General features: G+C 71.3%; 25 protein-coding genes. 9 read left to right on the forward strand and 16 right to left on the reverse strand.

Annotation, left to right across the window (positions count from 1 at the left end; all coding sequences use genetic code 11):
• Positions 1–32: 32 nt before the first annotated feature.
• The 4 genes from A3G1_RS0107955 to A3G1_RS0107970 are packed head-to-tail and all read right to left on the reverse strand — an operon-like array spanning position 33 to position 2784.
• Entirely contained in the window at positions 33–623 is a 591-nt protein-coding gene (locus A3G1_RS0107955) for a hypothetical protein (protein ID WP_157640975.1), read from the reverse strand.
• Between the two features lie 42 nt (positions 624–665).
• A complete protein-coding gene (locus tag A3G1_RS0107960; RefSeq protein WP_040477680.1) occupies positions 666–1619 on the reverse strand; it encodes a LysR family transcriptional regulator in 954 nt (317 codons plus the stop codon).
• A gap of 32 nt (positions 1620–1651) precedes the next feature.
• Positions 1652–2389, reverse strand: coding sequence for an arylamine N-acetyltransferase family protein (locus A3G1_RS0107965; RefSeq protein WP_018348948.1), 738 nt, complete (start codon positions 2387–2389; stop codon positions 1652–1654).
• Positions 2386–2784 (reverse strand): NUDIX hydrolase, encoded by a 399-nt coding sequence (locus A3G1_RS0107970; protein ID WP_018348949.1) that lies wholly within the window; start codon positions 2782–2784, stop codon positions 2386–2388. The genes A3G1_RS0107965 and A3G1_RS0107970 overlap by 4 nt, the downstream gene beginning before the upstream one ends.
• 115 nt (positions 2785–2899) lie before the next feature.
• On the opposite strand from A3G1_RS0107970, the gene A3G1_RS0107975 reads away from it, so the two are divergent.
• Complete coding sequence (locus tag A3G1_RS0107975; protein ID WP_018348950.1) at positions 2900–3328, forward strand: nuclear transport factor 2 family protein; 429 nt, start codon at positions 2900–2902, stop codon at positions 3326–3328.
• A 15-nt stretch (positions 3329–3343) separates the two neighbouring features.
• On the opposite strand, the gene A3G1_RS0107980 is transcribed toward A3G1_RS0107975, so the two are convergent.
• The 5 genes from A3G1_RS0107980 to cysS form a co-directional block, all read right to left on the reverse strand.
• Positions 3344–3727 (reverse strand): rhodanese-like domain-containing protein, encoded by a 384-nt coding sequence (locus A3G1_RS0107980; RefSeq protein ID WP_018348951.1) that lies wholly within the window; start codon positions 3725–3727, stop codon positions 3344–3346.
• On the reverse strand, positions 3724–4173 hold the full coding sequence (locus A3G1_RS33815; protein ID WP_018348952.1) for a cysteine dioxygenase: 450 nt from the start codon (positions 4171–4173) through the stop codon (positions 3724–3726). Before A3G1_RS33815 ends, A3G1_RS0107980 begins: the two co-directional genes overlap by 4 nt.
• Positions 4174–4283: 110 nt before the next feature.
• Positions 4284–5804 (reverse strand): GGDEF domain-containing protein, encoded by a 1521-nt coding sequence (locus A3G1_RS33820; protein WP_018348953.1) that lies wholly within the window; start codon positions 5802–5804, stop codon positions 4284–4286.
• A gap of 57 nt (positions 5805–5861) precedes the next feature.
• On the reverse strand, positions 5862–6707 hold the full coding sequence (gene purU, locus A3G1_RS0107995; RefSeq protein ID WP_018348954.1) for a formyltetrahydrofolate deformylase: 846 nt from the start codon (positions 6705–6707) through the stop codon (positions 5862–5864).
• 75 nt (positions 6708–6782) lie between these two features.
• Positions 6783–8228: a cysteine--tRNA ligase gene (gene cysS, locus A3G1_RS0108000; RefSeq protein WP_051110475.1), complete on the reverse strand. Its 1446-nt coding sequence runs from the start codon at positions 8226–8228 to the stop codon at positions 6783–6785.
• Between the two features lie 122 nt (positions 8229–8350).
• Here cysS and A3G1_RS0108005 point away from each other — a divergent pair, with 122 nt between their 5' ends.
• Positions 8351–9961 carry a long-chain fatty acid--CoA ligase gene (locus A3G1_RS0108005; RefSeq protein ID WP_018348956.1) on the forward strand — a complete coding sequence of 537 codons (1611 nt, stop codon included), beginning with the start codon at positions 8351–8353 and terminating at the stop codon, positions 9959–9961.
• 44 nt (positions 9962–10005) lie between these two features.
• Here the strand turns inward: A3G1_RS0108005 and A3G1_RS0108010 are convergent, their stop codons facing one another.
• Positions 10006–10482 carry a hypothetical protein gene (locus A3G1_RS0108010; protein WP_018348957.1) on the reverse strand — a complete coding sequence of 159 codons (477 nt, stop codon included), beginning with the start codon at positions 10480–10482 and terminating at the stop codon, positions 10006–10008.
• Between the two features lie 287 nt (positions 10483–10769).
• On the opposite strand from A3G1_RS0108010, the gene A3G1_RS33825 reads away from it, so the two are divergent.
• The 4 genes from A3G1_RS33825 (at position 10770) to A3G1_RS0108030 (ending at position 17841) form a co-directional block, all read left to right on the forward strand.
• Complete coding sequence (locus tag A3G1_RS33825) at positions 10770–13790, forward strand: type 2 lanthipeptide synthetase LanM family protein (RefSeq protein ID WP_018348958.1); 3021 nt, start codon at positions 10770–10772, stop codon at positions 13788–13790.
• 21 nt (positions 13791–13811) lie between these two features.
• The gene (locus A3G1_RS0108020) at positions 13812–14045 is read left to right on the forward strand and encodes a hypothetical protein (protein WP_018348959.1); all 234 of its coding nucleotides are present in this window, start codon (positions 13812–13814) and stop codon (positions 14043–14045) included.
• Between the two features lie 9 nt (positions 14046–14054).
• A complete protein-coding gene (locus tag A3G1_RS0108025; protein ID WP_018348960.1) occupies positions 14055–16958 on the forward strand; it encodes an ATP-binding protein in 2904 nt (967 codons plus the stop codon).
• Positions 16959–17112: 154 nt separating this feature from the next.
• The gene (locus A3G1_RS0108030; RefSeq protein ID WP_018348961.1) at positions 17113–17841 is read left to right on the forward strand and encodes a class I SAM-dependent methyltransferase; all 729 of its coding nucleotides are present in this window, start codon (positions 17113–17115) and stop codon (positions 17839–17841) included.
• A 140-nt stretch (positions 17842–17981) separates the two neighbouring features.
• Here the strand turns inward: A3G1_RS0108030 and A3G1_RS0108035 are convergent, their stop codons facing one another.
• From A3G1_RS0108035 to A3G1_RS0108045, 3 genes are all read right to left on the reverse strand, one after another.
• Positions 17982–18485 carry a DinB family protein gene (locus A3G1_RS0108035; RefSeq protein ID WP_026211916.1) on the reverse strand — a complete coding sequence of 168 codons (504 nt, stop codon included), beginning with the start codon at positions 18483–18485 and terminating at the stop codon, positions 17982–17984.
• Positions 18486–18612: 127 nt separating this feature from the next.
• Complete coding sequence (locus A3G1_RS0108040) at positions 18613–19902, reverse strand: SidA/IucD/PvdA family monooxygenase (RefSeq protein WP_018348963.1); 1290 nt, start codon at positions 19900–19902, stop codon at positions 18613–18615.
• A gap of 844 nt (positions 19903–20746) precedes the next feature.
• Entirely contained in the window at positions 20747–21088 is a 342-nt protein-coding gene (locus A3G1_RS0108045; protein ID WP_211216238.1) for an iron chaperone, read from the reverse strand.
• Between the two features lie 81 nt (positions 21089–21169).
• Between A3G1_RS0108045 and A3G1_RS0108050 the strand changes: the two genes are divergently transcribed.
• Positions 21170–22375, forward strand: coding sequence for a cytochrome P450 (locus tag A3G1_RS0108050; protein ID WP_018348965.1), 1206 nt, complete (start codon positions 21170–21172; stop codon positions 22373–22375).
• Positions 22372–22590, forward strand: a complete 219-nt coding sequence (locus A3G1_RS0108055; RefSeq protein WP_026211918.1) for a ferredoxin — start codon at positions 22372–22374, stop codon at positions 22588–22590. Before A3G1_RS0108050 ends, A3G1_RS0108055 begins: the two co-directional genes overlap by 4 nt.
• Before the next feature lie 48 nt (positions 22591–22638).
• On the opposite strand, the gene A3G1_RS0108060 is transcribed toward A3G1_RS0108055, so the two are convergent.
• A complete protein-coding gene (locus A3G1_RS0108060) occupies positions 22639–23634 on the reverse strand; it encodes an NADP-dependent oxidoreductase (protein WP_018348967.1) in 996 nt (331 codons plus the stop codon).
• Between the two features lie 121 nt (positions 23635–23755).
• Between A3G1_RS0108060 and A3G1_RS0108065 the strand changes: the two genes are divergently transcribed.
• Complete coding sequence (locus A3G1_RS0108065; RefSeq protein ID WP_051110476.1) at positions 23756–24397, forward strand: TetR/AcrR family transcriptional regulator; 642 nt, start codon at positions 23756–23758, stop codon at positions 24395–24397.
• Between the two features lie 33 nt (positions 24398–24430).
• Here the strand turns inward: A3G1_RS0108065 and A3G1_RS0108070 are convergent, their stop codons facing one another.
• Positions 24431–24883, reverse strand: a complete 453-nt coding sequence (locus A3G1_RS0108070) for a VOC family protein (RefSeq protein ID WP_245563454.1) — start codon at positions 24881–24883, stop codon at positions 24431–24433.
• A gap of 43 nt (positions 24884–24926) precedes the next feature.
• The gene (locus A3G1_RS0108075; RefSeq protein ID WP_085985679.1) at positions 24927–25370 is read right to left on the reverse strand and encodes an SRPBCC domain-containing protein; all 444 of its coding nucleotides are present in this window, start codon (positions 25368–25370) and stop codon (positions 24927–24929) included.
• Positions 25371–25424 lie beyond the last annotated feature (54 nt).

Here is a 25424-nt window from a genome sequence, read left to right on the forward strand (position 1 = left end):
GAGCCCACCCCGGTTTGTCGCGGCCTCGGACGTTAGCCGGCAAGCTCAAGCAGCCGGCACATGTCGTGGAAGCCTTCCACACAGGCGTCGGTAACCGTGCGGTGGCCGCTTGTGGTCTCGGCGTACAGCAGAAGAAAGTACGGGTCGATGGTGTCCGGGGAGTAGATGCTGGCCTCGACAACCTCGCCGTCCGGGCCCTCGAACCGGCAGTGTTCGCCGTGCGGCTCCAGGTCCCAGGTCCCGCCCCGGAACTGGACAGTTTCGGGGTACTCCCCGTCGGGGTCTCCCTGGGGCGACGTCCCGGCCAGCATGAGGGCCACCAGCGCTCCAGCCACCTGCCGGAACTCGGCGACGAGATGATCCAGGGCCGGGCGCACGGCGGCGGCTTCGGCGTCCGTGAGGAGCTGGAGCACCGTGAGACCCCGCCCTCCTCGGCTCGTCCCCGGCACGGCGAAGACCGTCACGTGAGGCGGGAGCGCGGCTCGCAGAGTTCGCGCGATGGCCGTAGCTGACGGCATGTCGGCGTCGAGGGGGATGAACAGCTTCTGACCCCGGGCGACCCGCTGGGCGATGTCGGCCGGGTCCGGCATTCCCGGCGGGGCCGGCCCGGCCTCTGGCTCCATGCCGCCAGGCTAGCCGGGGTGTACAACCGGCCGGACAGACCCCTAGTCGCCGGGTGTGCGGAGTTTCCGCCAGGCGCAGAGGGCCGCGCTGCGCTGGGCGTCGGCCTGGTAGGCGGCGAGGGCCCAGGCGACCAGGTCGGCGGAGCGGGCAGCCAGCGTGCTGCCGGTCTGCCAGGCGAGCAGGTGCCGCATCCACAGCGGATCTCCGGCGAGGGGCCGGACGACGATGCCGGCCGAGGGTTCGAAGGTCGCCTGGCACGGGGAGACGGCCTTGCCGGTGGCGATCAGCTCGTGGGTGGGGCGGAGTTCCGCGATGCGGTGCCCGACCCGGGGCTCGAAACCGGCGCGCTGGCAGGCAGCTTCGAAGCTCTCTGGCCAGCCGGCTCCGTCGGGCGGGGTCAGTACCCAGGTGTCGGCGGCCAGGCTGCCGAGGTTGATCTCCGGCTGCCCTGCCTGGGGGTGGCTGACGGGGAGTGCGACGAAGACGGGTTCGCTGACGAGTTCGCAGAGCTGGACGCCGGGTGGCGGGCAGGTCTCCCAGGACGGGTAGTCCACGACGACGGCCAGGTCGAGCTGCCCGGACGCGACCAGGTCCACGAGCAGGCGCGGGGCCGGCTCTGTGCGGACCTGGACCTCGGTGGCGTGGAGTTCCCTGGTGAGCTTGCCTGCCAGCCCGATCACCACGGGGCCCGCGATGCCGCCGAGGCGCAGGGGTGGCCTGGCGGCCTCGGCGTGCCAGCTCAGCGCCCCGCGCCGCAGGTCGTCGGCTGCGGAGAGGACGATGCGCGCCCGGTACAGGAAGAACTGCCCGAAGGGCGTGGGCCGCACACCGTAGGCCTGGCGCTGGAAGAGCTGGCCGCCGAGACCGCGCTCGATCCGCTGGAGCTGCGCGGTCAGGGCAGGCTGGGTGGTGCCGAGCGTGACGGCCGCCTTGGTGATGCTGCCGGCGTCGGCCACGGCGCACACCGCGCGCAGGTGACGCAGTTCTAGCTCCACTCGGGGCAGAGTATCGACACTTATGCCTGTTGTCAGCCCACGGCAGGCACCCGGTCCAGGTCGATGCCGAATTCTTCCCGCAGTGTGGACAGGAACAGCGTGTCGTCGTCCACTACGGACTCGGTCTTGCCAGCCGGGCCGGTGCGGATCAGCCGCCGGTCACTGAACGTCACGCGGCCGTCGTGGGTCAGCCGGGTGACGGTCAGCCGCCGGGTGAAATCCGAATCCGCCGACGTCTGCTGCCACCAGCAGGTCGGGGCGAAATCAGCGAGTGCGCGGGCACGCAGTTCCAGTTTGTACTGGCGTCCGCCGTCCCGCGTCACATCCACGTCCCCCTGGCTGGCCGGCTCGACGGCGAACACGCCGCCCGGATCGTCCTGCGGGCCCGTGGCATCGAGGCGGAGCGGGTGGACGCTGTGCTTGCCGAAGCCCACGTCGGCGAGCCACGTCCGGTCGACGCGGAGGGCGAGGTGGTCGAAGGGCGGGCCCAGCTTCTCGCTGTCGTACACGGCGGCCGCGAGGTACTCCACTGTGTGCCCCAGGGCAGTCAGCAGCTGGGCGAACAACCCGTTGAGCTCGTAGCAGAAGCCACCGCGCCGCCGGTTGACTATCTTGTCGAAGAGCAGGTCCGGGTCGAGGACGATCGGCTCGCCGAGGTGGATGCTCAGGTTCTCGAACGGTACGGCGAGCAGGTGCTTGCGGTGCAGCTCCGGCAGCGAGTCCTCGCGGCTGGCACCGATCCGCTTCAGGTAGGCGTCGACGTCGATCACAGGAACACTCCCTGGTTTCCGGCCAGCGGGGCGGCCAGCGGCAGCGGCTCGAACCAGCAGGCGAACTCCATCCCGCCGTCCTCCCCGTCCCCGGTGACCCGGTGCGTCCACTCGCTGGGCGCGCCGGCCGGTGCCGTGGCTGTGAAGTACGTGGTCCGGCGGGCCTCGCCGGTCTCCGGGTGCGGACTGTCCTCTGTGCCCGCTTCGCCGGTGAGCGTGATGCCGAGCAGGCCGGTCTCCTCGGCCACCTCCCGCAGGGCCGCCTCGGCCAGGCTCTCCCCGGGGTCAACACCGCCGGCCGGGATCTGCGTACCGGCCTCCGGCAGGCCGACGTGGTCGAAGACGAGTAGTTCGTTGCCGTTACGGATGACGTAGACCGCGACTCTGATCCTCACGAGTGATCATTCTGCCCGAGCCCGGGCGGCAGCCATCGACCCGTGTACCCATTGCCCAGATTATCGCGATTGCTATGGATGGTGGGAAAATGGGCGGGACATGAGGAGGTGGGCCATGAGCACAGCACGTGAGGTCATGGACCGGCTGACCGAGCTCCTGACCACGAGCGGCGACATGGAAGCCCTGGGAGAGTGCTTCGCTGAGGACGCGGTCGCCCTCACGCCCGAGGGCGAGTGGCGCGGCCGGGAGGCGATTCTCGGCTACTGGCGCACGATGCTGGACGCGATACCGGAGAGTGCCTACACGCCCGAGCACAAGTACGACGTCGGCGACACCGCGATCGACGAGGGCTACTGGGGCGGCGTGAACTCCGGCCCGATCGCCATGCCCGACGGCAGCACGATCCCCGGCACGGGCAAGACCGTCAAGATCCGGGGTACCGACCTGGCGACCGTCAACAGCGACGGCAAGATCACCGAGTACCGCCTCTACTACGACCAGCTGGCCTTCATGGAACAGGTCGGCCTGTCGTCCGCGCCGTAGTGCACAGGCACTCGTTCAACCCGGTTGCGGCCCGCCCGTCACCGGCAGCCCCGCCGCCGCCCACGCCTGGAACCCGCCGTCGAGGTCGGTGGCGTCCACCCCGAGCTGCCGGAGACTGGCCGCCGCCAGGGAGGACGCGTACCCCTCGGAGCAGAACACGATGACGGCGCGGTCGTAGCTGGCGACCGGCAGCCGGGCCTCGCTGGCCGGGTCGAGCCGCCACTCCAGCACGTTGCGCTCGACGATCAGGGCACCCGGGATCTCACCCTCTGCCGCGCGCTGGGCGGCGGGCCGGGTGTCCACGAGCAGCGCCCCGCCGGCGTACGCGGCGGCGGCCTCCCGCGGACCGGGCCGCTTCAGTTCCGCCCTGGTCCGTTCCAGCAGTTCGTCGATGTTCACCAGTTCTCACCTTCCCGCTCGACGGCCAGCACGCGGAGGCTGCCGTCAGCCGTGTACTCGTATCGGGTCATCGTGGTCAGCCGGGGCGCGTAGACGTGCAGGGACAGCACGGGCTCGTGGCCGGCGTTGACGAGCCGGTGGACGTGCCCGGTACCGAACTCGGCGGTCTGCCCCGCCGTCCACTGCCCGCCCTCCCCGAGGTGGACGTCCTCGCTGAGCGTGCCCGCCAGTACCGTGAACGCCCCTGCCGCCCCGCCGTGGTCGTGCAGGCTCGTCTCCTGACCGGGCAGGAACGTCAGCAGCCAGGCCTCGTGGTCACCGTCCGCGCCGATCCGCGCGTACCACCGCCGGACCGGGTCGAACCGGGGCACGGCAGGCCAGGCGCTCGGCCGGTCCGCGTACCAGCGGGCCAGGTCAGACAGGTTCACGATCACGTTCGGTGCCATCACCGCACAATAGCCCACTATTCCTAGTGGCCTAGTAGGTTATTGCCTCGTGTCACAGAAATCCGCCGGCCGTCCCAGCCAGGACAGCGCGCCCGGCGACTCCTACCGGATCACGTGGCCGGATGCTCAGCCTGGACGCGGCGCTTCACCCGGTACATCTCCCCGTCGGCGAGGTCGAACGCTGGAGCCAGCCCGGCGACGGGGTCCATCGGGGCCCAGCCCACGCTGATCGACACCGGCGTACCGGGCAGCAGCGCGTCCCAGTCCTCCCCCGCCACCGCCGCCGTGATCCTGGCACCGATCTGCGCGGCCTCCGAGGACGTCGTCGCGGGCAGCACGATGATGAACTCGTCGCCGCCGCACCGCGCGAGCAGGTCGCCCCGGCGCAGGCAGCGGGCCAGGATGCCGGCCACCCGCTGGAGCACGAGGTCGCCGGCCAGGTGCCCGTGCGTGTCGTTGACGGCCTTGAAGGCGTCGAGGTCGAGTACGCCGACCATCGCCAGGCACCGGCGCGCGGCGAGGTCCGCCACGAACTCGTCGACCCGCCGCCGGTTCGGCAGGCCGGTCAGCGGGTCGGTGAACGCGGCGTCGGCGTACCACGCGATGCTCCGCCGCAGGTGATCCTGGTCGATCAGCGCACCCAGGCTGTCCAGGAACAACGGGGCGAGCTGGCTGGCCCGGCGCAGCACGGCCCTGGTCGCCGTACGCTCAGCCTCCAGCGCGCCAGCGTGGTCCCCGGCCGCCATCAGCGCCAGCGCCTTGAGCCGCCCCGCCTCTGCTGGGCCGGCGGTCTGCTCGCCGATCTCGGTCCTGGCGAGCAGGGCCGCCGCCTCGGCCGGCCTGCCCGTGGTGATCAGGTCGCAGACCTCGGCGAGGACGAGGAGATCGGACAGCTCGCGGCTGTCGGAGTCGGGGTGCACGGGCACCGCCACCCGCACCCCGGACGGGGAGCCGAGCACGTCGAGCCGGCGGGCGGCGTACTCGAACCACGACTGGTCGATCACTGCCACCCCGGACAGATCCCCGGGGAGCATGCCCAGCACGTCCCGGAGGATCTTGGTACAGCTGGCGGAGTCCCCGCCGTGGTCGAGCCACAGCGCGTGCCGGACGGCCACCTCCATCCCGCCGCACGCCCACATGTCCAGCCCGCTGGCCTCCGCGGCGGCGCGGCCCCGGTCCAGCGCGGAGTGTGCCTGGTCGTGGAAGCCGACGACGGAGTACGTGACGGCGAGGTCGTGCCAGGCGTCGACGGCGGCCTGCCCGGTCTCCGTCATCCGGCTCAGCTCGCGCTCGCTGGAGACGAGGTGCATGCCGCAGCGCTCGATCGAGCCGAGTTCGTAGGCGTACCAGGCCGCGAGGGCATGGAACTCGCCGTGCAGCCGGGGCTCCGGGCACTGGGCGAGCGCGTCGTGCGCCGCGGCCTGGGCGGCCAGCACCCCCGGCCCGTCCCGCCGGTTGATCTTGCCGCCGAACTCGAACAGCCACGCCTGGGCCTGCCGGAACGGGTCGCCGGCGGTGGCGATGATCCGCCGGGCCAGCCGGGTGGCGTCACTCGGACGGCCCTGTGTCATCAGGTCACGCAGCCGCGCGTAGTCCGCCCGCCACTGCTCCTCGTCACCCGCCGGTCGCATGCGGACAGAGGATAGTAGGAAAGTTGTACTTATGGCTGAGCCTGGGCCGGAAACCCGCTACCGGAAGACGACCGTCCGGCCGGCGTTGAGCAGGATCCGGTGCTCCGAGTGCCACCGGACGGCCCTGGCCAGGGTCAGCCGCTCCAGGTCGCGGCCGATCGCCACCAGCTCGTCCGGGTGGTGGCTGTGGTCGACCCGCGCGACCTCCTGCTCGATGATCGGGCCCTCGTCGAGGTCCGCCGTCACGTAGTGCGCGGTGGCCCCGACCAGCTTCACGCCCCGGTCGTACGCCTGGTGGTAGGGCTTGCCGCCCTTGAAGCTGGGCAGGAAAGAGTGGTGGATGTTGATGGCTCGCCCGTCGAGCTTCGCGCACAGGCCGTCGCTCAGGATCTGCATGTACCTGGCGAGCACCACCAGATCCACCCGCAGCTCGTCCACCAGGGCCAGCAGCCGGGCCTCGGCCTCGGGCTTGGTGGCCGCGGTGACGGGCACGTGGTGGAAGTGCACGCCGTGGAAGGCCGCCAGCCCGGCCAGGTCCGGGTGGTTGCTGACCACGCCGGCGATCTCGGCCGGCAGGTCGCCGGACTGCACCCGGTAGAGCAGGTCGGCGAGGCAGTGCTGGTACTTCGACACCATGATCAGGATGCGGGGCTTCACGGCGAGGTCGTCGAACCGCCACGTCATCGCGTACTGCTCGGCGAGCGGCCCGAAGCCGTCCCGCAGCCCCTCCAGCGTGACCCCCGGCGCGTCGGCCTGCACGCGCATCAGGAACCGCCCCGTACCCGGCTCGGCGAACTGCCTGCTGTCCACGATGTTGCCGCCGGCCTGGTGCAGGTACGCGGAGACCGCGTGCACGATGCCAGGCTGGTCGGGACAGTCGAGCCGGAGGACGAAGCTACTCATCGGCCGATCTTACCCGCCCCAGTTTTGCCCGCTTTCACACCACATGCCCGTCCCTCGCCCTGGCTGGGACAAGGGTCAGCGCAGGACCCAGACCGGCCCGTCCGCCGTGTCCGTGACCTGCACACCCAGCTCGTCCAGCTCGGCGCGGATCCGGTCGGCCCGAGGCCAGTCCCGCGCGGCCCTGGCCTCGGAGCGCTCGGCCACCAGCCGCTCGATCACCGCGCGCTCCTCCGCACCGGCCTCCCGGCGGAGTTCGAGATCGGCGGGTGCCAGGGTGCCGAGGCTCAGCCCGAGCAGCGACTCGCAGGCGGCGAGCACCGCGATGCGACCCGGGCCCTCGTACCTGACGGCCTCCTGGAGCACCGCGAGCAGCTGCGGCGTACCCAGGTCCAGGCTGATCGCCGCGTCCACCTCGGACAGCAGCCGCAGTGCGCCCTCGTCGCCCCCGGCCAGCGCCACGGCCTCGGCGTACGTCTCCACGGCCGGTAAGGAGGGCACCTTCGCGACGAGCCGGCGCAGCGACGCACTCGCCGCCTCCACCGCCTCGGACGCGAAGCTGACCTGGGCCCTGTAGTGCCCGCCGAGCAGGAACATCCGGTACGCCAGCGGGTGCAGGCCAGCGGCGGCCAGATCAGCGAGCCGGGGCGCGCCGCCGGCCGACTTGGCCATCTTCGCCCCGCCGAGCTGGACGAACTCGTTGTGCATCCAGTACCGCACCCACGGCTGACCATCTGACAGGTACGCCTCTGACTGGGCGATCTCGTTCACGTGGTGGATCTCGCGGTGGTCGACGCCGCCGGTGTGGATGTCGAAGTGCCTGCCGAGCAGTTCCATCGACATCACGGAGCATTCGAGGTGCCAGCCGGGCGCTCCCCAGCCCCACGGCGAGTCCCAGCGCATCGCCCGAATCTGGCCCTCGGCTTCCGTGCGCCACAGCGCGAAGTCCGACTTGCGCCTGCGGCCGGCCAGCGGCTCGACCCGGGCCCCCTCCTGCTGGCCGTCCACGTCGAGCAGCGCGAGGGCGCCGTAGCCGGGTGAGGTGGCGGTGTCGAAGTAGAGGCCGGAGGGCAGCCGGTAGGCGTGGCCCTTGGCCTCCAGCTCCGCCGCGAACTCGATCATCTGGCTGACGTAGGCGGTCGCCCTCGGGTACTCGTGGGCCGGCAGGATGTTCAGCGCGCGCACGTCGGCGAAGAACACGTCCGTGTAGTACGCGGCGATCTCCTCGACCGTCCGGCGTTCCCTGGCCGCGGCGACTTCCAGCTTGTCCTCACCGATCTCCGCGTCGGCCACGGCGTGCCCGACGTCGGTGATGTTGGTGATGTGCCGGACCGGGTACCCCTTCCAGCGCAGCGCGCGCCGGAGGGTGTCAGCGAAGACGTACGCCCGCATGTTGCCCAGGTGCGGATAGCTGTAGACCGTCACGCCACAGGTGTAGAGGCCCACCTCAGCGCTCGCCGGTACGAACTTCTCGAGCACGCGGCCCAAGGAGTTGAACAACATCAGCGGCTGGCCGGAGGTCACGGCGGGCTCCATTCGGGATTCGCAAGGGGTACGGGAAAGAGTGCGGCGAGGCGGAACGACGCCGTAGGCAGCGGGGGTGACCCGGGAGTAACCTGGCTCACACCTTCGAGACGGGAGCTGCCATGCACAGCACCATGCAGGACGTCCCACTGAGCGTCCGCCGCCTGCTGGAACACGGATCCACCGTGCACTCGGGCAGCCGTGTCCTCACCGCCATGCCGGAAGGCTACACCGAGGCGAGCTTCGCCGAGGTCGCGGCGAACGCCGCCAGGCTCGCCGGGGCGCTGCGCGGGCTGGGCGTCGGCGAGGGTGACCGCGTGGCCACGTTCATGTGGAACAACCAGCAGCATCTCGAGGCGTACTACGCGGTGCCGTGCATGGGTGCCGTCATCCACCCGCTCAACATCCGGCTGCCCGGAGAGCAGATCGCCTACACGGCCAACCACGCCGGCGACCAGGTGATCATTGTGGACGGTTCGCTGCTCGCCCCGTTCACCGGGCTGATCCCGCATCTTCCCCAGGTCCGGCACCTGATCGTCAACGGGCCGGCCGACCCGGCGGTGGTCGCTGGCATCACCGGCCCCGAGGTCCACGACTACGCGGCCCTGATCGCCGGCCAGCCGGACTCCTACGACTGGCCCGATGTGGACGAACGCCAGGCCGCCGCGATGTGCTACACCTCCGGCACCACCGGCCATCCGAAGGGCGTCGTCTACAGCCACCGGTCGATCTACCTGCACTCGCTGGCCATCGCGCTGCCCGACGTGTTCGACCTGTCGGCCGCCGACTGCGTGCTGGCCGTCGTGCCGCAGTTCCACGTGCTGGCGTGGGGGCTGCCGTACACGGCTTTCGTGACCGGGTGCTGGCTGGCGATGCCGGACAGGTTCCTGGCGCCGGAGCCGCTGGCCGGGTTCGTCGCGGCCGCCCGGCCGAACAAGGCCGCCGGCGTGCCGACGGTGTGGCAGGGGCTCATCCGGTACGCGGACGCGACCGGCGCCGACCTGTCCTCGCTCACCGAGGCCGTGGTCGGCGGCTCGGCCTGCCCGCCGAGCCTGATGGCCGACTACGACCGGCACGGCATCACGCTCGTCCACGCGTGGGGCATGACGGAGATGTCGCCGCTCGGCACGCTGTCGCGCCCGCCGGCCGGCGCCAGGGACCGGGAGGCCTACCGGCTGACCCAGGGCCGGTTCCCCGCCTCGGTCGAGCCCCGGCTGATCGGGCCGGACGGCAGCGTGCTCCCGCACGACGGCCACAGCGTCGGCGAGCTGCTGGTCCGCGGGCCGTGGATCACCGCTGGCTACTACCAGGAGGAACCGTTCGCCGACGGCTGGCTGCGCACCGGCGACGTCGGCCTGATCAGCCCGGACGGGTACCTCACCCTGACCGACCGCGCCAAGGACGTGATCAAGTCGGGCGGCGAATGGATCTCGTCCGTCGAGCTGGAGAACCTGCTGATGGGCCACCCCGCCGTCCTGGAGGCCGCCGTCGTCGGCGTACCGGACGAGCGGTGGGGCGAGCGTCCGCTCGCGACGGTCGTGCTCAAGGAGAAGGGCAGCGTTGCCTTCGCCGAGCTCCAGGACTACCTGGCCGCCAGGCTGCCCAAGTGGCAGGTGCCGGAGCGCTGGGCTTTCGTCGACGAGGTACCGAAGACCTCCGTGGGCAAGATAGACAAGAAGGTACTCCGGGCCCGGCACGCCGCCGGCGAACTCGACGTGACCACAGTGGGCTGACGGAAGCGGGGCCGGGTGATCCCGGCCCCGCTTTCGTTCACGCCTCAGCCCGCCGGGGCGAACGCCTTCGCTTTCGCGGCCCGCTTCCGGAAGAACCGCACGATGTAGAAGATCCAGCCGGCGGCCGCGAGCAGGCCGACGAGCACGATCCCGGTGTGCACCAGGTACTTGGAGCCGCCATCCTTCGCGAAGACGCCGTCCTCCGCACCGGTGTCGAGGGCCGCGACCTTGCCGTCGGCCGGGATCGTGTCCGGCTCGTCGTAGAGGACGACCTTCGCCCGGGTCGCGCTGCCGTCGTCGGCCTTCCACGTGCCGTGCAGGGTGCAGGACGTGCCGCCACGGCGGCGCTTCTTGCACTCCTCGTACGTGGCGGAGAAGATTCCGGCCTTGCCGTCGCCGTTGTGGGCCTTCCAGGACGGGATCAGGTCCTGGGAACCGAAGAAGAGGGCCAGCCCTGCGATGAGGGGGAGGCCGGCCCACATGAAGATGGCGGTACGCCAGTCGGTCTTTGACTCACTCATGGCGGCGGAGCCTAATCAATGAGCGCCAGTCTGTCAGACCCGGTTCTCCGCCCCCGGCGAATGTGTCCAAACCGGTCGGCCCTTGCGCGCCGGGCCGCGCCCGGCGAGAATCCCCCGGTCAGTCCACGGGGCAGGGAGCCAGCGATGTTCGAGCAGCGGGGCAAGCAGGACCGCAGCGCGCGGACCAGCGGTTAGGCCGTGCTGCCACCGATGACAGCACCCGTGGGAGAAATCCGGGGGCATCGCCCCTATCACGCCCGTTCGGGCCGATGGCAGGATCTTCGAGCATGACGGATGTCTGGTGGGCTCGGGGCCTCACGCTGGCAGAACGGATCGGCGGCCGCCCCTCTCCGGCCGGGGTGCCCGGGGAGCGGCCGAAGGCCAGGCTGGCGAGGTGGCTGGAGGGCTACCCCAGCGAGGAGCTGCTGGCCACCCGGCTCGGCGAGCTGGGCGTCGACCTGCCGGGCATGCTCGCGCTGCTCGCCGAGGACGCGGAAGACCTCGGCTCCCGGTCCGCGGTGCCCGGCTGGGCGCGGGCCGTCGACCACGTGCTCGCCAGCACCCCGGCCGAGCTGCCGGCGGAGGGCGAGCTGACCTGGGCCGACGGTTTCAAGGCCATCTTCGCCCCGTTCGCACGGCAGGCGGCCGGCCTGCTGCCGCAGCTCCCCGATGTGGACAATGCCGCCATCCGTGCGGCTTTCACCGAGCGGCTGTCCCGCGAGCTGGTCCGGCTCGGAGCCCGATGCCTGGTGCTGGAGGTCAACGTCGCGCGGGTCTCCGGCCGGCTGACCGGCGAGACCCCGGGGCAGCGCTTCACCGATTTCGTCCGGCAGACTGCCGCGCGTGACGGCCTGCGGGCCTTCCTGATGGAATATGTCGTACTGGCGAGGCTGCTCGCCCAGGCCTGCGGGCACGCCGCAGAGGCCATGACCGAGCTGCTCGCCAGGTTCGCCGCCGACCGGGCCCTCCTGGTGCGTACCCTGCTGGGCGGCACCGATCCCGGCGAGCTGACCACTGTGGAGGCCGGCGCGGGTGACGGGCACCGGCGCGGCCGGTCCGTCGCGGTGCTGACCTTCGCCGACGGCCGCAAGGTGGTGTACAAGCCGCGTCCCCAGGCCGTGCACGCCCACTTCAACGAGGTGCTGCGCTGGTTCAACAGCCGGATCGACGGGCTGAGCCTGCGAGCGGTGGACGTGGTGGAGCGGCACGGGTACGGCTGGGTGAGCTTCGCCGAGGCCAAGCCGTGCGGCAGCGAGGACGAGGTCCGCGAGTTCTACCGCCGCCAGGGCCTCCTGCTCTCGCTGCTCTACGCGCTCGACTGCACCGACATCCACTACGAGAACCTGATCGCCGCAGGCCCCGACCCGGTGCTGATCGACGTGGAGACCCTGTTCCACCCGGCGCTCCCCCAGCCGTCGGAGACCGGCCCCGACCCGGCGGCGCAGGCGCTCCAGTCCTCCGTGTACCAGGTGTCGCTGCTCCCCCGGATGTTCGTCAGCTCCTCCGGCTCGCTCGACGTGTCGGGCCTGGGCGGCGACGCGGGGGCGCAGTCGCCGTTCGAGTCGGTGGACTGGGACGCGCCCGGTACCGACGAGATGCGGCTGACCCGCCGGTCGCGGACCTTCCCCGGCTCGGCCAACCGGCCGGTGCTGGGCGGGGAGGCAGCCGTGCCGGAGCGCTACGCCGCCGAGATCCTCGACGGTTTCCGCCTCGGCTACGACACCATCTCGGTCTACCGGGAGGACCTGGCCAGCAAGCACGGGCTGCTCCGCAGGTTCGCGGGTACTGAGGTGCGGGTCGTGCCCCGGGCCACCCGCTGGTACGCCCGGCTGCTCGACGAGTCCACCCACCCGGACGTGATGCGCGACGCGCTCGACCGGGACCGGATCCTCGACATGCTCTGGCCCAGTTCCGCCGACGACCAGGTCCGCCGGGCGCTGGTCAGCCACGAGCTGCGCGAGATGTGGGCCGGCGACATCCCGTTCTTCACGAGCCGCCCCGCGGCCACCGAGCTGTGGGACTCGGCTGACCGGCAGGTGGCCGCGCTGCCGGAGACCGGGCTCGACCGGGTGCTGCGGAAGCTGCGCGGCATGGACCGGGTCGACCGGTACGACCAGGAATGGATCATCAAGGCGGCGCTGGTCACCCGGGGCCGCTCGCCGGAGCACTGCGTCGCTGGCCCGCGCCCGGCCGGGCAGGGTGCCGGGCTGCCGCCGGTCGCCGCGGACTCCGACCGGCTGCTGGCCGCCGCGCGGAGCATCGCCGACCAGCTGGTCGCCACGGCGTACCAGGGCGACGGCCGGGTCAACTGGCTCGGGCTCGAACCGCTCAGCGAGCAGCACTGGAACATCATGCCGCTGGGTGCGAGCCTCGGCAGCGGGTACTGCGGGCCGGCCCTCTACCTGGCCCAGCTCGCCGCGCTGACCGGCACCGAGCGCTACGCCGCCCTGGCCCGCCGGGCGATCGGCCCGCTGCCCAGGCTGCTCGACAGCCTCTCCAGGTACCCGGAGCAGATCGCCGTGGTCGGGCCGGGCGGCTTCGCCGGGTTCGGCGGGATCGCCTACACGCTGGCCCAGCTGTCCGGTCTGCTCGGCGACCCGGAGCTGCCGGCGGCCACCGAGCAGGCCGCCGCGCTCACGTCAGCCGCCGCCGAGTCCTGTACGGACACCGGCGTGCTCGCCGGGCTGGCCGGCGGGCTGGCGGCGATGCTCGGGGTGCACGAGGCCGGCCAGGACGCGCCGTGGCGCGCGGCCGCGTGGAAGGCCGCGGAGGTGTGCGCCGCCCGGCTCGCCGGCCTGCCACCGGCGGAGGCCACCGGTTTCGCCGACGGCCGCGCCGGTACCGGCTGGGCCCTGGTGCGCTTCGCCGAGGCCGGCGGCGGCGACCGGTACCGGAGAATGGGTCTTGATCTGCTGGGCAGCCTCCCGGAGGTCACGGCAGCGCCGGAGCGGGCCGACCTGACCTGGTGTCAGGGATTGACGGGCGTCGGCCTCGCTGTGGCCGGGGTGCCGGAGCTGGCCGACGTGTCCGATCGGGCAGTATCAGCGATCACCAACGCCGACCCGCTGCCGAGCCACTGCCTGTGCCACGGCGAGCTCGGCGCGCTCGAACTCCTCAAAGTCCGAGGTCAGCGCCTGGGTTCCGCACTGGCCACAGTGGAGCGCAACGGCCCGGCCTGTGGCACACCGGGCGGGGTGGCCAGCCCAGGGCTGCTGGCAGGTCTCGCGGGAATTGGGCACGGGGTACTACGCATGGGGTTCGCCGACCGGGTACCTTCAGCACTGCTGCTGCACTCCCTCCAGCAGTGACCCTGGGGAAGGGACGGTCCCGTGCCTACTAACGACCTGATCCGACTGTGGAAGGACCCCGACAGCGCCGAGCGCCCAGGCCACCCGGCCGGGGCGATCGTGCTGCTCGACGTGCCCAGCCCGGCCCGCCGCACGCAGGCGCTGAGCGGCAAGCCGTTCACGTCGCACTGGAGCGACGGCGAGGGCACGTCCTGCGGCCTGATGACCTGCCGGCTCGAAGCCGACACCACCGACGAGGAACTGTGGCCCTGGTAGCCCAGCGGCATGCATCTCTCCTCGCCAGTCCTGATCGGCCGGGCGGCTGAGCTGAGCCTGCTGGGTGACCGGCTGGCAGCCACCGCCCGGCCATCGGCGTCCCCTGTGGACGACCTGGGCCTGGGGCGCGCGGTGTTCCTGTGCGGCGAGGCGGGGATCGGCAAGACCCGGCTCGCCGCCGAGTGCTCGACCCTGGCGTACACCGCCGGCCAGCCCGTGCTGCGCGGCAGGTGCGGTGCCACCGCGATGACCATGCCGTTCCGGCCGCTGGTCGAGGCGATGGCCTCACTTTTCCGGGCCTCCGGGCCGCCCGCCGACCCCGCGCTGCTGCCCTACCGCCCGGCGCTGTCCCGCCTGATCCCGGAGTGGCGGGCCGGGCAGCCGAACAGCACGCTCACCGAGCTGGCCGAGGCCCTGCTGCGCCTGCTGACCGTGATCGGCGGCGAGAACGGCTGCCTGCTGGTCCTGGAGGACCTGCACGACGCCGACGCCGAGAGCCTCGCCGTCCTCGACTATCTGATCAGCAACCTTTCCGGTGTACCGGTGCTGCTGGTCGGCACCCTCCGCCCGCACCCGAGCCCCGCGCTGGAGCTGGCCAGGGCCGCAGAGCGCGGCCGGACGGCCGAGGTGCTGACCCCGCGCCAGCTCAGCGCCGCCGAGATCGGGGAGCTGGCGGCTGCCTGCCTCGGTACCAGCCCGGCCGGCGTGCCAGCACCCGTGCTGCGCAGCCTGGTCCGGGACTGCGACGGCAACCCGTTCGTCGTGGAGGAACTGCTCAGCGGCATGGCTGGCTCCGGCGTACTGCACCGGGAGGGCCAGGGCTGGCGGCTGGCCGGGCCGCTCGGCTCGAAGGTGCCGACCACCGTGGTCCGCAGCATCGGCGACCGGGTCGGCAGGCTCGGCCCGCAGGTACAGGACATGCTCCGGACGGCGGCGGTGCTCGGGCACCAGTTCACCGTGCCGGCCCTCGGGCTCGCTTCCGGGCTGGACGAGCGGACGCTCCTGAGCCAGCTGCGCGAGGCCGCCCAGGCTCAGATCATCGTCCCGGACAGTACCGGCACCGACGGCTACTCCTTCCGCCACGCCCTGACCAGCGACGCCCTCCTCGCCGAGCTGATGCCGGCCGAGCGCGCCGTGATCGCCCGCCGGGCGGCCGACGCCCTCGAAGCCGCCGAGCCCGTCCTCTCCGACGAGTGGTGCCAGCTCGCCGCCGGGCTGCGGATCGTCGCCGGCCAGCCGGAATCCGCCGCTGTGCTGCTCAGCGAGGCCGGTCGCCGGGTGCTCGCGTCCGGGTCGAGCGTGTCGGCCCTGACCCTCCTGGAACGCGCCTTCGACCTGCACCCCTCCCCCGGCCTCACCGAGACCCTCGTGCAGGCCTTGGCCGAGGGCGGGCAGCTCGACCGGGCGCTGGACCTGGTCCGCGAGCTGGGCCCGCCGTCCGATGTGGCCGGTCGCGCCGAGCTGCACACCTCGCTGGCCTGGGCGGCCGGCTCCGCTGGCCGGCCGGAGGACGCGGCGGCGCAGGTCGCGCTGGCTCGCGGCCTCCTCGGCCCCGACGCTGGCCCCGGTGAGACGGCAGCGCTCGACGTGGTCGAGGCCCGGCTGGTGTGGGACGGCCCCGGCGACCGCGCCGAGCGCATCGCGAACACCGAACGCCTGGCCCGCCGCGCCGTGGCCCTCGCGGAGCAGGCCGGCCTGCCCGAGGTGGCCTGCCGGGCGCTGAACCTGCTGTCCGGCCTGAGCCGCCTCTACTCCTACGACGAGGCCGGCCGCCACCTGGAGCACATGCTCGCCATCGCGGAGGAGGCCGGCCTGGCCGCGTGGCGGGTCGACGCGCTGCTGCGGCTGGGCGTGAACGCCGCCATCCGTACCGGGGACCTCACGCGGCTCCGCCAGGCCCAGCAGGCGGCCGACGAGCTGGGCTCGATCGTGTTCGGCATGTCCACGGAGGCCAACATCGGCTGGCAGCTCATCCTCCGTGGCGAGCACGCGGCCGCTGCCGAGATCTTCGACCGGTGCGAGAGCGCCGTGCTGCGCATGCAGAACACCACCGAGTACCTGATCATCTTCCGGTTCAAGGCCACGCTCGCCGCGCACCAGGGCAACCGGGTCGCGATGGAGCGGGAGCTGGCCCGCTACGCCAGGCACGGCGGTACGTCCTCGCAGCAGCAGGGCATGGTGATCGGCCTGTGCCACGCGGTCTGCGCCCTGCTGGAGGAGGACCGGCCCCGCGCCACCGCCGACCTCGACGCCCTGCTGGCCTGGGAGCTGGCCAACCCGACGGTGTTCGACGTGGCCGGCCGGTGGGGCCTGCGGGTCCTGACCGAAGCGCTGGCCGGCCGGGCGACGTGGGCCGGCCACGCCGAGGCGGCCTCGGCTCCGGCCTCTGCCGTCCGGTGGAACCAGCAGTTCCTCCACGCGGCGGAGGCTGTCCTGCATGGATCGTCCGATCCGGACAGTGCGGCCGAGGCGATGGGCCGCGCACTGCACGCGGCCGAGCCCTTCCCGATGGCGGCGCACCTGATCCGGCGGCTCGTCGCCGAGCACGGCATCGCCTCCGGCTGGGGCGATCCGGTGACCTGGCTGCGCGCCGCCGAGGAGTACTTCCACACCGCAGGCGTGTCGCCGGTGGCCAACGCGTGCCGCTCGCTGCTGCGGCAGGCCGGTGCGAGCACGACCCAGCGCCGTGAGGGCCGGTCCGACATTCCCCGGGCGTTGCGGGACCTGGGCGTGACCGTCCGCGAGTACGAGGTCTTCCAGCTGCTCGGTGAGCACCCCGGCAACCAGGGCATCGCCCGGCAGCTGTTCATCTCGCCGCGCACCGTCGAGAAGCACGTCGCGAGTCTGCTGGTGAAGACGGGCCACACCGACAGGGCGGCCCTCACGGCCTACGCACGGGCCCTGGACGCCTAGTACCGCATGTAGTGCGAGGTTCTGGCCTGGGCTCGGCTGCGGCCCCTCGCGCAGGCGAACGCCCGCAGCCGCGATGCAGTGATAACCGTCGATCAATGCGGGCGGCGCGATCCAGGCTGCCAGCACTAGGCTGACCATGCGGGAAGGAGGCCGGATGAACCGCGACATCCGCGATATCGAGGACGTGCTGAAACTGCTGGACGGGCTGCTCGCGCCCGGTGCCGACCGGTGGACGCCCGGCGGCGGCACCGACTGGTGGGACGGCTTCTACGCAGACCGGGACCGGCCCGTGCCGTTCTTCGCGGACAAGCCCGACGAGAACCTGGTGTCCTACCTTGACCAAGGGCTGGTCACCCCTGGCCGGGCCCTGGACCTCGGCTGCGGCCCCGGCCGCAACGCGCTGTACCTGGCCGCCGCGGGCTTCCAGGTCGACGCCGTCGACCTGTCCCCCGCCGCGATCTCCTGGGCCCGCGACCGGGCCGCCACGGCGGGACTCGACATCGCGTTCCACTGCGGCGACGCGTTCGCCGAGACTGCCCCGTCCGGGCCGTACGACCTGATCTACGACTCGGGCTGCTTCCACCACCTGCCGCCGCACCGTCGCGTCAGCTATCGCGCACTGCTCGCCAGGGCACTGGCCCCCGGCGGCTATTTCGGGCTCACCTGCTTCGCCGCCGGGGCGATGGGCTCCGAACTGCCCGACGCAGAGTTCTACCAGCACGGCGGGCTGCAGGGCGGCGTCGCGTACACCCCGGAGGCACTGCGCTGGATCTTCGCCGACATGACCGAGGTCGAACTGCGCCGCATGCGTGACGAGCCCACTGACTCGCCCCGATACGGCGAGCCGTTCCTGTGGACCGCACTGTTCCGCCACGACGCCTGACCCGAAACGGCCGGCGGCCCCTCGAATCGAAGCGCCGTCGCTTGCGCGCCCGCCTACGGCACAAAGCAGGTCCCGCGCTAGCCGGCTGACGTTAGCCAGGACCTCGCGCCGCTCCGTCGAAGCGATCCAGGTTCGCGGTACTAGGAGGTCCTGGGTACCCGGTGCCCCGTCGTGCCGTCGAGCTGCTCGCGGAGGATGTCGGCGTGCCCCGCGTGCCGGGCGGTCTCCTGGATCATGTGCGCGATGATCCACTGGAGGCTCTGCTCCCGGTCACCGGTGCCCCGGGCGAGCGGGTCACCGGCCCCGGCGATGATCTCGTTGCTCCGCCGGATCGCCGCCCGGTACCCGGCGAGCAGGCTGGCCTCCGTCGCACCCTCGGGCACGAGGCTGGCGCTGAAGTCGACCGGCTCGTCCAGGCCGAGGAAAGCCACCTCGAACCAGTACTTCTCGGCGTCGGCGAGGTGGCGGAGCAGCCCGTGCGGGCTCGTTCCCGAGGGGACGCCGGAGGTGCGGCCCTGCTCGGCGGTGAGTCCCGTTACCTTCGCGATCACCGCCGCGCGCGCTCCATTGAGGATGGAGGTCAGCACCGGCAGAACCTCGGGTACGAGCTGCGTCTCCCAGGCCCTTAATTCATCGTCGATCATGGTGTGCACGCTAGCAATTCCCGCCCTGCCGGGTTGCCCCGCGTGCGCGAAACCACGAGGAAAACAGGCACTCCGCCGGAGGATTCGCGGCGGAGTGTCCAAGATCGACTAGATTATGAAGGGAGCGTCACGCCCACTGGGTACTCAGGTATTCATCGCGAATGTTGAATACTTTGCGTTCCGCCAGTGAATTGATGATGATCGCACTGCGGATCGGCAGGATACTCACATTCGAATCGACGAGCCCGTGGCTGAAACGGCCACGGTTCAGCACGAAAATCTTATTACGGTCGGAATACTTCCACCGCAGCGAGTAATCGGCTTCGATGATGACGTCGCCATTGTCGTCGCGGTCGATCAGCTCGTCCATCTCCTCGTCGAACGGCATCGGGGCGTTGCGCCGCCCGGCGGCCACGACGACGTACGCGGCCCGCAGCCGCTCCTCGCCGCCGGAGGTCTGGCAGACCAGCTCGATCTCGTCCCCGGCCATCGTCGCGCCGGTCACCTCGCGGCCCGGCATGATCGTCATCGGGAACCTGCCCTCGCGCAGCCGGCCCTCGTAGTTCACCTGGTACAGGTCGCGCAGGGTGCCCGGGGTGATGCCGTCGCTGGTCAGCAGCTGGTCGGCGACGAGCCGCTTGCGGTCCTCCGCCGGGAGCTGGACGAAGTACTCCTGGTAGGACGGCCGGTACAGGTCGTTGGCCGCCGGGGAGTCCTCCAGCGGGGCGAACCACGAGCGGCGGCCGATCCAGCGGATGTTGCGGTATCCACGGCCCAGCAGCGCGCCGGCGCATTCCGCGCTGGTCTGCCCGCCGCCGATCACGACGATGGGGGCGTCGAGGTCGGCCGGCAGCTCGCCGATCCGGTCGGCCAGCACGTCGGCCACGATCACCCGGTCGCTCGCCGCGAGGTCGCCGAAGAACTCCGGCAGGTGCGCGACGGTGCCCTGGCCGAGGACCAGGTGCTCGGAGCGGGCGATCGGCCTGCCCTCCGCGTACGTGACGATGGCGTCGTCCACGGAGATCTTGTCGATCCGGGTGCTGTAGGTCAGCCTCGGGATCTGCGCCGCGGCCCAGGCCAGGTACTGGGTGTACTCCAGCCGGGGGATCGAGTCGAAGTTGGCGCCGACCAGCGCGTACACCTTGCCGGTGGTGACCAGGTAGTTCAGCAGGGACAGCGGGTGGGTCGGGTCCAGCAGCGAGACCAGGTCCTTGACCCAGCCGGTCTGCATGCGCACGCCGGGGTGCAGCATGCCGCTGTGCCAGCCGGGGCCGGCCTGGGCGTCGAACAGTGCGATCTCCCGGGGCGCGAGCACCCCGAACAACGCGGCGAGACTCAGGCCAGCCGGGCCGGCACCGATCCCCACCGTGTCGTAGAACGGGATCGGAGCGGAGTCGGGCGGGCGGTTTTCCGGCATTGCTCTTCTCCTCAGTTAGTGCCTCGGCTCAGCCTTGCGGACAGTGCACCCCGTGATTGCGCTCGTGAGTGGAGAGTGTCGCGAGCCGTACATAGCGTGATGCTTCTCCCCCGTTGCCGACTACGCCGGACCTGTGTCCTTAGTACTCAGTCCTCAAGGGACGCTGCGATCGAACTTTAACGTAACTCGGCATGTCAAGTGGAGTCACAGAGTCCAGACATGACGAAAGACACTTGGGCATTGAATGCCCGGAACTGCAACGTTGTCCGTGGTTTCTGGGAAAGCAGATCCATTTCGCGCCCAGAAAGCCGGCTTGAGGGGTAAGCAGAGAATTGACGGCCCCTTTCCTACGCCGTGCCGGCAATCTCGTCACGCTCCGCCTGCCGCACCGGGCCCGCGAGGACCGCTTGGTCCACTTCGGCGCGTTTCCTGCCCCCGGGACTTGCCCCGGCCATGTTCACACCCTGGGGCAAGTCCCGGTATCACTCAGCGAGATAACCGCCACTGTCGGAAACCGAACTCACCCGGACCGAAATGTGGCCCTTCCGGGAGGCAAGCCCGATCACGAACCAATCGCCCGCCCGGCCTCAGTCACAACGGCTGTCATACCCGCCGTACCTGGGCATACCCAGGCCCATCGCCGGAGGGGTCCTGGCAGCACCACGCGGACCGGGGCGAGCGGCGCCGGGCGGGCCCACCCGAAGGGCGGGAAGTCATCCTCCAGCCTGGCCGGATTCGTGGCCGCCTGGTTCATTCCGCGCATCGTCCGGCCCTTTCCTGATGGCCGTTCATCCGATCAGGACGGTCCAGTCAGGACATAGGTCACCTTTTCGGTACACCCGGCTCAGCACACCGGGCCGGTCGAGGCCGCCGTGGCGGCGAGCAGCGCGCGGATGAGGCCGAGGTCGATGGCCTCCGGCCTGCGGTACCGGATGCAGCCCTTGCCGACGTCCAGCCCGGTCAGGTTGTGCGCGTCGAGCACGTCCCGCCGGAGGAAGTACAGGCTGATGTACTGGCGCTGGCTCGCGAACGCCACCTCGGCCACGCCCTCGCGGAGGTAGGACGGCATCCGGTACGCGATCACCTCGGTGAAGCCGGTCAGCTCGCGCTGGCACAGGGTGCGCACCTCCTCCAGCACCGCGCGGCGCTCGGCGGGCACCCCGGCCATGTACTCGTCAACGTCCATGTCACTCATCTTGCAGCCTCGGCCGGCCGACCGTGACAATCATTCATCTTTCTCGATAGAGTCCCGGGCAGGAGGTGCACGATGACCCAGGATTCCCCGATCTCGTTCCCGTTGCCCGATCCGCCCACCCTGTACCATCCGGCGCCGCTGCTGTCCGAGCTGCGCGAGCACCGGCCGGTCGCCCAGGTCGCCTTCCCGGACGGCAAGCTCGCGTGGCTGGTCACCCGGCACGCCGACGTGCGCACCGTCCTGATCGACTCCCGGTTCAGCCGGGCGCTGGCCACCGGCGAGGACATGCCGCAGATGGGGCTGGGCTCCCTGGCGAACGAGTCGCTGATCGCCAAGGACCCGCCGGAGCACACCCGGCTGCGCCGGCTCGTCGCCCGCGCCTTCACGGCCCGCCGGGTCGAGGAGCTGCGGCCCCGGGTGGCCACTGTGGTCAGTGACCTCATCGCGGGCCTGCGCAAACAGCCCCAGCCGGCCAACCTCGTCGAGCACTTCTCGCTCCCGCTGCCCGTCCAGGTGATCTGCGACCTGCTCGGCGTGCCAGCCACCGACCGCGACCGGTTCCATGGCTGGTCCGACGCCGCGATGGGCAACTGGGAACGCGACCAGGACGTGATGGCCGGAGCGTTCATCAGCCTCGGCGGGTACTTCATGGAGCTCATCGAGGCCAAGCGGGCCGCACCGGCCGACGACCTGATGTCCGCGCTGATCGCCGCCCGTGACGATGACGACCGGCTCAGCGAGGAAGAGCTGATCACGATGGGCATCGGGCTGCTGATCGGCGGGCACGAGACCACGGCCAACCAGATCAACATGTTCCTGCTGACCCTGCTGGAGCACCCGGAGCAGCTGGAGTGGCTCAAGGCCAACCCCGGCCGGCTCGACGTCGCCGTCGAGGAGCTGATGCGCTTCACGCAGCTCGGTTCCAGCACGGCGAGCCTGATCCGGGTCACCACCGAGCCGGTCGAGCTGAGCGGAGTGACCATCCCGGCCGGGCAGGCCGTCATGCCGGCCATCGGCGCGGCCAACCGCGACCCCGGGGTCTTCACCGACCCCGACCGGCTCGACCTCGGCCGGGCCGAGAACCCGCACATCGGCTTCGGCGCCGGCGTGCACCACTGCCTCGGCGCGCAGCTCGCCAGGATGGAACTCCAGGAGGCGCTGCGGGGGCTGCTCACGGAGCTGCCGGACTTGCGTGTGGCCGTGCCGGACAGCGAGCTGCGTTTCAAGCCCACGATGATCGTCCGCAGCGTGGAGGAGCTGCCGGTGGTGTGGTCATGACCTGGCGGCTGCGGGTCGACCGGGAGGCCTGCATCGGCTCCGGCATGTGCGCCGGCGCGGTCCCCGAGGCCTTCGACCTCGACGCCGATGGCAAGTCCCGGCCGGTGCGGGAAGAGATCAACCCCGATCAGGATGTACTCGACGCCGCAGTGTCCTGCCCTGTCGAGGCCATCGCGGTGCTCGGCAGGGACGGCGAGGAGATCCCCTGGGACTAGATGTCCCGTCCGGAGTGGACGGGGGCGGCGGAGTGACCGCCGTCCCCGCTACGGCATCGTGACGACGACCTTGCCCGTGGTGTGCTCCCGGGCGAAGGCCACCAGTGCTCTGACCCCGTCGTCCAGCGAGAACCGTTTTCCGATCACCGCCGGAAGCAGCCCAGCCTCGGCCGCCTCCGCCACCTCGCGCATGCCGCCGGCCACGCCAGCCATGTCCAGCACCAGCTGGAGGCTGACATCGTCCCGCCCGAGTTCCCCGCCGACCGGAGCCGGGAACGTGATCGTGAACATCCGGCCACCCGGCCGGGCCGCGCGACCTGCCCCTGCGAGATCGTCCCCCGGCAGGACCAGGTTGAACACGACGTCGACACCGTCAGGCCGTCGCTTCAGGACCTCCTCAGCCGGGTCAGCCGTGCGGTAATCGACTGTCTCCGCCGCTCCGAGCCCGGCGAGCAGCTTCTCGTCCTCCCCGGTCGCCGTGGCGATCACGTGCGCGCCAGCCTGGGCGAGCAGCGGTACGACGGCCGTGCCGACCCCGCCGGTCGCACCGATCACGAGCACGGTCTCCCCCGGCTTGATCTCGGCGTAGTGCATCAGCGCCCTGGCTGTCAGGCCCACCGTCGGCAGCGCGGCCGCCTGCTCGGCCGTCAGCCCGGCTGGCCGGTGCGTGACGAACGGGGTGTCCGCTTCGAACACCGCGTACTCGGCGAGCGCGCCAGTACCCAGTGACGGCGAGCCGGGCCCGGCCATGCCGCGCAGTACGCGGGGAAGGGCGAAGCCGAACACCTCGTCGCCCGGCTGGTAGCTGGTGACGCCCTCCCCCGTCCTGGTCACGGTGCCGGCGAAGTCGTTGCCGGGTACGTGCGGGAACTGGACTTCCACAACGTCGCGGAAGTCTCCGCTCGGCAGCCGGATGTCGCCGGGGTTGACGGACGCGGCGGCGATCCGGACCTGGATCTGCCCGGGGCCGGGCTCCGGTACCGGCAGGTCGGCGAGGACGAACTCTTCTGGGGTGCCGTAGTGCGTGGCCTGCACTGCTTTCACGCGACGCTCCTGGGGAGGGGAAATAACCGGACCGCCCGGTCATGTTAGCGACCCTAAAGCTAACCGGACCCGGCGGTCAACTTATTCAGTGCGGCGCCTGAGGTGCCAGTAGGCTGTGGCGGTGCACCCGACGAACCGGCTAGAGACAGCCCCACCGGCACGTCCGCTGCGCGCCGACGCGGCCAGGAACCGGGAGGCGCTGCTGGCCGCGGCCTCGGCGGAGTTCGCCGCGCACGGTGCCGACGCGTCGGTCGCCGACATCGCCCGGCGGGCCGGGATCGGCAAGGGCACGGTGTTCCGGCACTTCCCCACCAAGGAGCACCTGCTCGGCGCGATCGTGCTCGACCGGCTGGTCACGATCAGCGAACTGGGTGAAGACCTGCTCGGGGCAGGCGACGCGGGGCGGGCGCTGCTGGAGTTCCTGACGGCGGCCTGCGAGCGCGTGCAGCAGCTCGACCTGTCGTTCCTCCTGGCCGCCAGCCCGGCCGTCCTGGCCGAGCCGGCCGTCAGCGCCGCGCAGGAGCGCATGTTCGGCGTGGTCGGCGCACTCGTCGCCAGGGCCCAGGAGCAGGGGGCCGTCCGGGCGGACGTCACCGGCCCGGACGTCATCCTGCTGATGTGCGCGCCGAGCCATGCCGCCAGCCCGCTCCAGGACTCCGATCCCGGGCTGTGGCGGCGGTATCTGGGGGTGCTGTTCGACGGGCTCCGGCCGGAGGGCGCGCATCCGCTGCCCCACCCGCCACCGGCCGCGCCAGTACCGTGACCACTGGCCGGCCGGAGGTCCGCCGGGCCCGGGTCAGCCCTGCTGGTTGATGTTGACCATCCAGATGATGCCGAACTGGTCGGTGCACATGCCGAACACGTCGCCCCACATCTGCTTCTCCAGCGGCACGGCCACCTGCCCGGCCGAGGAGAGCTTCTCCCAGTACCCGCGCAGCTCGGCGTCGTCCTCGCCGCTCAGGCTGATCGAGACGTTGGTACCGGGGTTGTACGGCATGTTCGGCGGGGTGTCGGCGGCCATGATGGTGATCCCGCCCGGGGTCTCCAGCATGCCGTGCATGAGCTTGTCCTCGTCGGGCGTCCCCTTCATCCCGTATTCGCCGAAGGTGTTGGTCCGCAGCTCGCCGCCGAGAACGCTCTGGTAGAACTCGAGCGCCTGCCGGGCGTCGCCGTTGAAGCTGATGTACGGGTTGAGCTTGGTGGCCATCGGAGTCTCCTCGGTCGCGGCCTGCCTTGTGGCGTCTGCCACACACAACCCTTGCAGACTAGCCGCGACCTGTGACAAAACCGGCCTACTTCTCCAGGTACCCCTTGAGCGCCGCGAGCCCGCCCCGCCAGCCCTCGGCGTTCTGCCGGACGTGCTGGGCCTGCTTCTCCGGCCCGCCGCCGAGGCTCGCGAAGCCCGTCTCGTTCACGGTGACCCGGGTGCCGTCCCCTTCGGGAGTGAGTGTGAAGACGGCGAGCGTTGAGTTGCCCGCGTCCGGCACGACGTCGGGGTGCAGCGCCCACCGCCACGCGAACTGCACCGGCGGCTCGATCCGCTCGATCCTCGCGTAGAAGCTGCCGTGCTGCACCCAGCGGAGCACGAGTTCCCCGCCGGGACGCGGATCGAGATCCGCGGAGTCGGCGAACCACGTGCCGAGCTGGGCTGCCTCGGTCAGCGCGGCCCAGACACGCTCGGCCGGGGCCGCGACCACCACGCCATGCTCGATACGATCCGGCACCATTTCCGGCATACGTCCAGTCTAGTGCCGACCCGCTGAGAGTGAATCTGGACTGCGCGTCGCGGG

Source organism: Longispora albida DSM 44784, from assembly GCF_000379825.1.
GTDB classification, from domain to species: Bacteria; Actinomycetota; Actinomycetes; order Mycobacteriales; family Micromonosporaceae; genus Longispora; species Longispora albida.